Source organism: Acinetobacter sp. P1(2025), from assembly GCF_051390655.1.
GTDB classification, from domain to species: Bacteria; Pseudomonadota; Gammaproteobacteria; order Pseudomonadales; family Moraxellaceae; genus Acinetobacter; species Acinetobacter junii.
Map to the genome: position 1 here is coordinate 1 of NZ_JBPKBJ010000090.1, position 10,634 is coordinate 10,634.

Here is a 10,634-nt window from a genome sequence, read left to right on the forward strand (position 1 = left end):
AGATTCAATCAATAATTGAACCGCTCTTTCTCTGATTTCAGGGGTATATTTTAATTTTGTCATCGGGATAGTCTCTCAGAATATTGACTCTCCGACAAACCCGGTACGGTTCACAGTCTTCACGGGTGGGACGTAAGTAAAAAAATATATAAAAACTACTATGAAAGTTGGGAAACAGTATTCATGATCTGCTTATTGATCGTATATTTAATGCTACTTTTGTTTTGTTTGGCTTATATTGCCGATATCTTAGTCAAGTATTATTACTTCATAAAAATTAAAAATAATCCTCCTTGGCCGTTAGGTTAAGGCTCGATTCATGGGCCTTTTGATCATCTGCTTAACATAAAATCTCTTATGCGAAGTCTAGCCCTGAATGAGGCTAGACATAACAATTAGACCCAATTCTCTAGCTTCAGGTCATCGATACGTTCAAATTCTTTTATATTGTTCGTTACCAATACAACATCTAGCGCCAAGGCATGAGCTGCAATTAACATGTCTAAGCTACCTATCATTTTCCCTTTCGATTGAAGATCCTGGCGTAATTTAGCGTAATGCCAAATGGCATGTTCATCGTAAGGTAGAATGTCTAAAGGTGATAAAAACTTGTTTAATGCTTGCTTGTTGCGTTCAGATCCAGACTTCTCCACACCAAAAGCCAGCTCAGATGCCGTGATACTTGAAATCGCAAGTTGACCAAGCTGGTATTGCTTAAAGCGTTTAAAAACATGCTCTGGCTTATGATTGATCACATAGATACAAATATTTGTGTCTAAGAGGTAAATCATTTGAATTCCTCACGTTCTTGTTCGCCCTGATCTGCTCGTTCTAACTGGAATCCAACCTCAAACTCGTTTAGAGCTTCTAGCATCACATCCCAAGGATTGTCGATAGGCATCAATAACACGCCACGACCAAAACTTTTAATCGCGACTTCAGTGCCATTAAAACGGAATGCTTTAGGTAAGCGAACTGCTTGGCTTCGGCCTGTTTGAAATACTTTCGCAATTTCCATATTTATCTCCCAAGAATAAGATAGGTATCACTGATACATACCATACCATTAAATGCGCTTTTTTTTTAAGATTTGATGTAAATAATCATTTCTAGAGCGAATAAAAAACAATAGACAATAAAAAAGCCCAACATCCTGTTGGGCTTTTTTACGTATTAGGCACTTTGATCTGACTCCTGTCGGACCGGCATTTTCCGTTGCTGTCATTTGTTATTGTTATCTGGAGCTTCCTGCTCTCTATGTCCCCATCATAGAAAATAGCTGCATGATGGGATAGTCGCAAAGGACGTTTTAAGCTGTACGCCAGGGCTTACATCGCTTAAAATTTATCCCCATTTTTTGTGGATTATTTCGGTTGTGTGACAATTGATAAGGTTCAAAAAACCGCGTAATTAATTATTTTTTAACCAAAATGATTGGCTGAAGATATCAAAACTGCTTAAAAAGAAACCGACATGTGTCGAAGTCGGATTTTTGGGGTATTTTGAGATTATGTAAAATGTTTAGGTTGTTGAAAAATATAAACTTTTAAGATTTTGGTTCGCATAACGCCCATTATGTTAAATAGGCTAATTTTTTATAGTAATATTTGATTAATTTTTATAGAGTAGCTTTGATTTTTTAATACTTTAGAAATATATGAAAATTTTAATTTGTAATAAAATTAGTGATGTAAACACGTCAGATTTAGATATTAACGAAATTGAGGATTACTTGATTTTATTAGAGCATTCTTCATGGAATGACTTCGGCTATAAGGTAACTTTCAATCTATATATTATGAATATGATTGGATTAGCAACACAACGAAGAATTGGACAATTAAAAATTGCTAAGGAGAATCAGACAGAGAATAGTTTTTGTGAAATAGATGAGTATCAGACATTATCAACGTCATTAATTGATCAATTACCTGACTCATTCTATAGTTTAGGCGAGAATTCTGAATACTATAAACAAATTAAAGAGTATTTTAACAACTCTGCCTTAGAACTACTTCTGCTTACTAAGCTTAAAGACATTGAAAAAAATAAAAGTAAATTTGATGATTTAGCTGATCAACCAGTTTTTGATAAAGCTTTTAAGAGGACTACAATTTATACTGATAAAGTCGAAAGTGATTGGTTCATACATACTAGTGAAGCTAAATCTATATTCGATACGCAAATTCAAAATGCTCGTAATTTATTAAGCTCTGGAATTACAGACCCTAATCAACTTCATAGTTTTCATACAATGATTTATGGTTATGTTGTTGCTGCAATGGAAAACTACTTATTTAGTATCTTTATTAAAAAAATATTTAGTGACCCACAGATTAAAACTAACTATATATCTAAGAAAATTAAAGAAAAATTTTTTCTTAGTGACATTGAAAAATCTCCAAACTTTGTCAACGAAAAATTATTAGAGGTGTTAAATCAGATTAGTTTCCATAACGTTGGTACAGCTAAAGATTTATTTTATGAATTCTTGAATCATAGTCTTATGACAGAAGTTCAGTCTCAGTATTTTATCAACTGTGTAGAAATCCGCCATGATTGTGCTCATAGGGGTGGATATGGAGTTGATGGAAGTCGTACCAATATTACAGATCAAATGATTGAAGAACTTATCGAAAATATATGTGACGTAGTTGAAAATATAGAAGCGAATATTATGCAGTGAAACTAAAATTAACATAATACACCTTATACGAAATACTTGATATTTATCATTAAATTTCAGTATATTAGATCAAGCCGTTGTGGGGCATAGGGTACCAGAGCGGCTTTTTATTGATTATTTATGTTCCACGCTTAAAATTCGAACAATGTTTCATGATTTTTATAAGTTAAACTAAATTTAGTTGCCAATCCCAATAAGCTATTCACTAACTTGTAAATATCGGTATACCGCCTGACGACTAATCCCAAAAGCTTTTCCTAATGCCATTTTTGATGGATACTTCCCTTCCCTCCATGCTTGTCGTAAAGCTTCAGCTTGGTCAGGCTTTAGTTTATGCACCCGACCTTTGTACTTCCCCTGAGCAGAGGCGAGTTTTATTCCTTCCTTTTGCCGCTCTAAAATGATCTCACGTTCGAACTGTGCAAAAGCACCCATCAATTGCAGCATCAAATTATCCATCGGGGTGGATTCGGCCGTAAAAGTAATATTTTCTTTTACAAACTGGATGGCAATCCCTCGTTTGACCAGTTTATCTACTTCAGTGACCAAATCTTTCAGGCTTCGCGCAAAACGATCCATGGAATGTACAATCACCCTGTCCCCTTCCCGGACATAGTTCAACATTTCCTGAAATTTAGGTCGGTCAGTATTTTTACCTGAAGCACGGTCAACAAAAATCCGGTCGACTTCAATTCCCTCAAGTTGACGTCCAGTGTTTTGCTCGACAGAACTTACCCGGATATACCCTACTTTTTGGCCTTTCAATTTTTCACGCCCCAATTGGATAAAAATGAACAATTTCGTAAATTATAAATCTTTAATACTAAAGTTACATGTTATTTATGATTAAAAATCATTTAAATGATACATAATTTCATGAACTTTCAGATTGTAACTTTAGGGTATACTCTATAGTTACATAAATTTAGATATTAAAAACTTCTCTCCGATAAACCCAGTACGGTTCAATTTGCCCTATTTGTTTTTTTCCTTCTCATACTTTTCAAATTCATTAATACTCACTAAACCAACTATCTATACTGCTTATACAATCCCAATACTTTAACTACATACAGCTGTGTTTCTTTAAATGGAGGAACCCCTCCATACTTTTGAACATTTCCTTCACCAGCATTATATGCAGCAAGTGCATAAGTTAGGTTTCCACCAAATTTATTTATTAGCCAACTTAAATATTGTGCACCAGCTTGAATATTTTGATGCGCATCAAAAGAGTTTTTTACATTAAAACGCTTTGCTGTTGCTGGCATTAATTGCATTAGCCCCTTAGCTCCGACAGGAGAAGATGCATAAGGATTAAAACTAGACTCGACTGAAACTATTGCTTTAATTAAAGCATGATCTAATTGGTATTTTTTTGCGGCATTAGCAATAACCTGATCAAACTCATTAAAGCTTTCATTAAAAGTAACTTTTTGTTGTTGTATCTTAGAAACAATAAATAAGTTTTCATTATTTTTTTCAGTAATTATTTTATTTTTTAAATCCTCAAAATCTTCAATTTCCAAATTATATTCTTTATTTTTTACATGCAAAACTGATAACAGTTTTTTATTATCTAACTTTATATTATTTATAGTATTCTGTTGATGTTTTGAAATTTCAATTGGTTCTAATAATAATAAAATCTGCATCATTTTATCTTCTGACTGTTCACTTACCTCAGAAGCAATATACTCAGTTTTACTAAAAGAACTTTGAGATAGAAGCATTATTAATGCAAATATATAGTATTTAAACATAGTAGTGACATTCGATATTATTTAACAAAGTAATTAAAATAATTACTTTGTTAAGATAAATAAAACTATTAAGATTTAGGTTTATTACCAACTTGGTTTTGCACAGTTTTCATTAACTCCTTTACATCTCCAAGATTAAATAAAATTGCCTCTTTAAATATATTTAAAATATCTGCTGGAGATTCAAAAACCTTACTAAATTCAGCAAATGCAATACGAACGCGTTGATTATCCTCTCTAACTTGAATCAACATACCCTCTGAAGCAATGCGTTTAGCCCATTTTTCAATGCTTTGACCATCAATAACTTGAGAAAAACTAGATATTAATGCCATAGCATCAATATTAGTTTCACTGTCACCTACTAAAGATTTAACATCTGAAGCACCCATTTCCTTTAACGCAGGTGTTAAAAAATCTTTCTGCAAATCTGCTAAAAACATTAAACGCTTCCAAGGCTCCAACTTTAAAACTTGAAAGTTTTTATTACCCAAAACTACATTTTTCACATCTGGATTATTCATCGTTTTTTCACTCCAACCATTTTTTAAATAAAAACTATAAAAATACGGTAAAATTATACCAAAATTTAAACTATTAAAATATAATAAACAATATATTAAGCACAACTAATAACTAATAACTAATAACTAATTTCACTTTTCAACTGATCTTTATATATTTGACCATCAGAAACAATAATAATTCGATCCACTATATCCAAAACTCTCTTACGATGAGTCGCAACAATTAACGTCTTTCCTTGAGTCCAATTGCCTAAGTTTTCAACAAACTCTTTTTCAGCAATATCATCTAAAGAGGCTGTTGGTTCATCGAGCAAAATTACGTTTGGACTTCTTAGCATCGTGCGTGCTAACAATAAAGATTGTAATTGACCACCCGAAAGTCCATGTCCTCCCTCATGAATCATATAGTCCAATCCATTTGGTAATTGATCTATAAACTTTTTAATTCCAGTAAAAGACATGATATTCATAATTTCTTGATCAGTTACCAATGGAGAACCTAAAGTTAAATTATCTCGGATCGAGCCATAAAATAATCTAGAATCCTGAGATAAATACGTGACATCTCTTCTCAAATCTGAAGGGTCTAATTGATTGATATTAATATTATCAATCTTTACAACACCTTTAGTTGTTTGCAACAAGCCAACTAAAGCTTTTAATAGACTCGATTTACCTGACCCATTACGACCTAAAATTGCGATCTTTTCGCCTTCTTTTATTTCAAGTTCATTTATATATAGAATAGGTCTTGAATTTCCCCCACCATATGTGAACAAGGCATCTTCAAATTTATAATTACCTTTAATATTTACAGAATGTACTTGTTTAGCAAACTCTGGAGAATCAGTTGGTAGCTGCATAATTGCGTCTAAACTTTCAATTGAAACTTTTACCTGTTGCCATCGTGTAATTAAATTAGAAATTTGAGTGACTGGTGCCATCATACGAGAACTTAGAATTGCGGAAGCGACCATTGCCCCAACTGTTAAATCACCATTCATTGCTAGTGGAGTTGCAACCAAGACAACTGTTGCAAAAACAAGGTTTTGAACAGTTGCAGTCCACGTGCTCAATTTATGTGTAAGATGTTTAAGCTCTAAACTTTTATCTGATGTTATGCAAGTATAATGAAACCATTGTTGTTGAAATCGTTGTTCAGCTTGCAAAACTTTAATATCATCTAATCCTTGTACTGTTTCTACAAGCATTGCATTTCTTAGGCTTGCTTCGCGTGCCGATGCTGTTGCATATTCAGCCAATTTTTTCTGACACAATAACCCTGGAATAATCATTAACAGCATACCCATTAAAGGTACGACAAAGACAATTCCACCAATGAAGTAGATAATTGCAACAAAAATAAAGAAGAATGGTAAATCAATAAATGAAACAATCGTAGAGGATGTAAGTAATTCTCGAATTCCTTCTAATTCACGGATTTGTGCAATAAAAGTACCAGTAGATTTTGGTCTTGCAGTATTTTGTATTCGTAAAGAATGACCAAATACTCGATCTGATATTTTTATATCAGCTTTTTTCCCAAGTACATCTATGACGCTATAACGCATTAAGCGTAAGCAATACTCCAATATATATGCCAGTAAAACACCAATAAACAAAACCCACATTGTTGGATAAGATTGTGCTGGAATGATTCTGTCATAAGTTTGCATAGAATAAAGAATTCCAGATAAACCAAGTAAATTCACCATTAATGCAGCAACGATAACATAGGCATACGGTTTCATATCTGAAAAAATAATACGCCAAATCCAAAACTTTTCGACAGGTTTAATATAGCTATCAATCCTACTATCTGGAATATTAATTAAAGGACGAAGAACATAAATATCTTTAACAAATTCAAGCAGCGCCTCATAGCTAAATATGCAATCTAAACCTTGATCATGGATAAACGATAATAAAACTTCATTATTGCCTTTGTTAATAGATTTGATAATCGCCACATGACCATCGTTAAATTTTGCAAGAACAGGACATAACCACGGACTAAATTTTACAGATTTAATTGGTTGAACACGCACCCCCAAATTCGCTTTTTTAGACATGGTACGTATTACATCAAAATCAGATAAATTCTGATTCCACAAAGAAGTGTTATAAATATTTTGCGCAGAAACATCTATACGATAATGTTTTGCAATAGCTAAAATACCATCTTTCCACTCTTTAAATACTTCTAAGCGCTCATAATCTGCACTATCTAAAATATCGTCACTAAAATTTTCAAGAATTTCTTTATTCATTTATTTTCCAACCAATTTTATACATAACCCATTTAATTAAAAAAGAATTTATCTTTCACGCAGAGCTTCATTAACTTTATTAAATGGTTTCATTAAATATTGTAAAATAGTTTTTTGACCTGTTTTAATATCTACAGTCGCGACCATACCAGGAGTTATATAATGCTTAATCCCACCAGGGGTTATTAAATAATCTTTATCTGTACGTATGTAAACACGGTAATAAACAACATCAGGTTTGACTTCATCTTTAATTGTATCTGGTGAAATTGTGACTACTTTTCCTGCTAATGTGCCGTAAATCGAATAATCATAAGCAGTAATTTTTACTTGAGCATTTTGATCAGGCCTTATAAAAGCAACATCTCTAGGTGAAATTTGTGCTTCAATCAAAAGTTTGTCATCTAAAGGAACAATATTCATCAAAGTCCCATTTGGTGGAATTACACCGCCAACGGTCGTTACCTGGATATCTTTAACAATTCCATACACAGGAGATTTTATACTTGATTTTTCCACCATATCTTTACGACTAACTATAATTGGTGCTAACGCTTCTACTTCAGCTTTAATTCGAGTAAATTCTTGTCTAGCCTGGACAACAAACTGATTCTGTAAATCAGCTTGCTTCATATTTAGATCAACAATTTGTCGCTCAAGATTAATTACATCTACCCGACTTGCAGCCCCCTCTTCAGCCAAGCGCTTATTAATTGAAAGCTGGCTTTCTATTAAACTACGAGAATCTGCAATATTTTTTAATGATGCTTTATAGTTTTCTACTCTAGAATGATATAAATTCGTCTCTGCTTGAATTAAATCTGGTAATTTATTTAATTCTTTTGGAAATTTAAGGGGGATGTTATTTACTTCAGAATAAAGTCTAGCCTGTGCAGCTAAAGCAGCATTATATTTTGCGAAAGTTTCTTGCAAATTTGAAGTTGTACGAATTTGATCTAAAGTTGCAATCACCTCGCCTGTTTTAACGATATCACCCTCTTTTACTGATATTGAAGATAAAATACCGCCATCCATTGATTGAATTGTTTGCTCTTTCGAACTTGGAATAACTTTACCTTCACCTTTAGAAACTTCATCAATTTTAAAAAAGTAACCCCATAAAAAAAATACAAACAAGAAACCACATACAACAATTATAATATTTGTTGCCTTACTTGCACTGACATTATTCCCATCTTCTAAAATATGAATCTGATTTAAGATTTGCTCATCTTCAACTTTATTTCGCTTATTTTCTTTATCAAAAAAAACGGAGCTAATAAATTCTTTTATTCTAGATAACTTTTTAAACATTATTAGCCCCTATTTATTCAATGTTACAGTTGTTGTGTTATATGCATAAGGCAATAACGTATTTAATTTACCAGACTGATATAAGCACTCTAATGCCAAAGAGTCGATATTATAGTAAGAGTTAATAATATTCATTTGGTTATTGTAAATTGATCGTTCAGCCGACAATAAATCTAGAAATGATCTATTCCCCAACTCAATAAACTGCAACTTATATAAATCCCTCGTTTTGACGGTATAATCTTCTTTATAAAATTTTGACTCTAAGCTATTTAAAATATTATCAATCTGACTAGATGCTTCAAGTAATGATTCTCTAGCTTTATATTTTTCTGTATCGACATTATATTTTGCTGAGATTAAAGCTTGTTGCGCCTCTTGTTTTTTTGATATTAGTGCGCCACCTTGAAAAAGGGGCACATCTAATTTCAATAAAATACCTGCACGACCTTTATCACGATCAACATTATAATAATTATCCTCACCTGCTATTTCATATGAGTAGCGAGGTACTAATGAAAGTGTTGGAAATAAATTGGCTTTGGCTGCATCTAATTGTTTTTCAGCCATTTCAACTTGTGCTTCAGCAAGCTCCACTTTAGATGGGTTAATCTTATTCACATTAATATCACTGCAAACCTTAGTAGAGTCTGAGTGATTAAATCTTAAATAAATATGATCCCCAATATCTTTATTAGTTATCGTATTTAATGTTGCTATCCATTTTCGAAGTTGACTTCTATATTCAAATACGGCTGAGACAGCTTCCGCTAAACTATCCTGAGATTGAGAATAATCAGAATATGCACTTGCCCCTAATTCAGTCCTTCTTTTAGCAATGCGATTTAATTCCTCAAGCCCCTTAACTTGATCTTCTGCAATTTTAACCAAAAAATTATAGCGAACAATTTCCAGATAAGCTTTTGATGTTGTATAAACAACGTCATCTAAACTTGATTTAAATAATTTCGATTCTTTTCCTAGTGTTGCTTGAGCCAAACCAACATTACTTTTGGTTTTTCCAAAGTCATAAATCATTTGAGATACGTCAAGTACCAAATCTGATTTAAATGGTGTATTGCCATATGAATCATCCTCATATCCAGTTTCCACTTTCATTGAGGCTTTTGGGTAATATGCTGACTTTGCTGTTTTAATTGAAATTTCACTCAACTTAACCCCACTATCTGCTAATTTAATTGATGGATTCCAATCTACAGCTCGCCTTAAGACATCTGTAAGGTAATATTTTTCATCATTGTGTTTCCATCTACTAAAAAACACACCTTCACCTTTTTTAATAAATTCACTTTTATTTTTCACATTGATTGTAGAGCCCCAAACTATTTCATTTGAATTTCCTACATTTTTTTGAAAACTAATATTTCCCTGAATATTTAAATTAGCTTTATCCGGTGTATTAATTTTTTTACTACCCACAGAAGAATTATTTAATACATTTTGATTATTTGTATTGAAAGATTTTACTGAAGTATCAGAGGAGTTAGCTACCACATTAGACTTGATTAAACTTTGATCTTGTGGTGCTTTATCTTCCTCAAAAGATACCGGATAAATTTTAGCGTGTTGAACTGTTGGCATCATTACTAAAATAGCGCCAATACAAATACAAACTTGTTTTTTTTTCATTGCTAAACCTTAACGGCTCTTATGTATTGAAATACTGATAAATTTTCATAAATGATCACGAAAACCATGATTGTTGAGTAAACAAATGTCACTTATAAAAAAGCAAAGACTATATAAATAGCCTTTGCTTTATAACATCAATTAGGCAACATGATATTGTTGATCATTCATCGCCATTAGAAGCTCAGGTGTCGAATTCACAGCAACTGGCATCTCAGTTGCTAAAGCAACACCAACCGTTTCTGTTGCAGGTAATAATGCATCTAAGTTGATATGAGTATCATCTACAACTAAATCTTCAACTGAAGAAGCAGTCTTCGCATTACCAATATTACCTAATAGAGAGTTTTCACCGAAGATACCACCCACTGTATCTTTCATCGTATTAACGATTGAACCAATGATTGAACCTTCACCGAAGTAC

9 protein-coding genes and 1 pseudogene are annotated in these 10,634 nt (G+C 32.6%); 1 reads left to right on the forward strand and 9 read right to left on the reverse strand.

All coding sequences use genetic code 11. The features are described from left to right. Nucleotides 1–395 precede the first annotated feature (395 nt). Together vapC and ACSC97_RS16065 are read right to left on the reverse strand one after the other, a co-directional pair. Nucleotides 396–791, reverse strand: coding sequence for a type II toxin-antitoxin system tRNA(fMet)-specific endonuclease VapC (gene vapC / locus ACSC97_RS16060; RefSeq protein WP_436661929.1), 396 nt, complete (start codon nt 789–791; stop codon nt 396–398). Continuing rightward, nucleotides 788–1,018 carry an antitoxin gene (locus tag ACSC97_RS16065; RefSeq protein WP_436661931.1) on the reverse strand — a complete coding sequence of 77 codons (231 nt, stop codon included), beginning with the start codon at nt 1,016–1,018 and terminating at the stop codon, nt 788–790. Before ACSC97_RS16065 ends, vapC begins: the two co-directional genes overlap by 4 nt. Before the next feature lie 639 nt (nt 1,019–1,657). On the opposite strand from ACSC97_RS16065, the gene ACSC97_RS16070 reads away from it, so the two are divergent. Next, nucleotides 1,658–2,686 (forward strand): hypothetical protein, encoded by a 1,029-nt coding sequence (locus tag ACSC97_RS16070; RefSeq protein WP_436661933.1) that lies wholly within the window; start codon nt 1,658–1,660, stop codon nt 2,684–2,686. A gap of 198 nt (nt 2,687–2,884) precedes the next feature. Here ACSC97_RS16070 and ACSC97_RS16075 read toward each other — a convergent pair whose 3' ends face one another. The 7 genes and pseudogenes from ACSC97_RS16075 to ACSC97_RS16105 form a co-directional block, all read right to left on the reverse strand. Further along, nucleotides 2,885–3,451, reverse strand: a complete 567-nt coding sequence (locus ACSC97_RS16075) for a recombinase family protein (protein WP_004282172.1) — start codon at nt 3,449–3,451, stop codon at nt 2,885–2,887. Between the two features lie 278 nt (nt 3,452–3,729). After that, nucleotides 3,730–4,116 (reverse strand): annotated as a pseudogene (locus tag ACSC97_RS16080) (lytic transglycosylase domain-containing protein); the annotation flags it as partial. A gap of 401 nt (nt 4,117–4,517) precedes the next feature. Next, nucleotides 4,518–4,973: a phage tail assembly chaperone gene (locus ACSC97_RS16085; protein WP_436661935.1), complete on the reverse strand. Its 456-nt coding sequence runs from the start codon at nt 4,971–4,973 to the stop codon at nt 4,518–4,520. A gap of 119 nt (nt 4,974–5,092) precedes the next feature. Beyond that, complete coding sequence (locus ACSC97_RS16090; RefSeq protein WP_436661937.1) at nt 5,093–7,246, reverse strand: type I secretion system permease/ATPase; 2,154 nt, start codon at nt 7,244–7,246, stop codon at nt 5,093–5,095. 48 nt (nt 7,247–7,294) lie between these two features. After that, nucleotides 7,295–8,560: an HlyD family efflux transporter periplasmic adaptor subunit gene (locus ACSC97_RS16095; RefSeq protein ID WP_436661939.1), complete on the reverse strand. Its 1,266-nt coding sequence runs from the start codon at nt 8,558–8,560 to the stop codon at nt 7,295–7,297. Nucleotides 8,561–8,569: 9 nt separating this feature from the next. Further along, entirely contained in the window at nt 8,570–10,210 is a 1,641-nt protein-coding gene (locus ACSC97_RS16100; RefSeq protein WP_436661941.1) for a TolC family protein, read from the reverse strand. Nucleotides 10,211–10,351: 141 nt separating this feature from the next. Further along, the coding region (locus ACSC97_RS16105) for a hypothetical protein (protein WP_436661943.1) at nt 10,352–10,634 on the reverse strand (283 nt) is incomplete at its 5' end.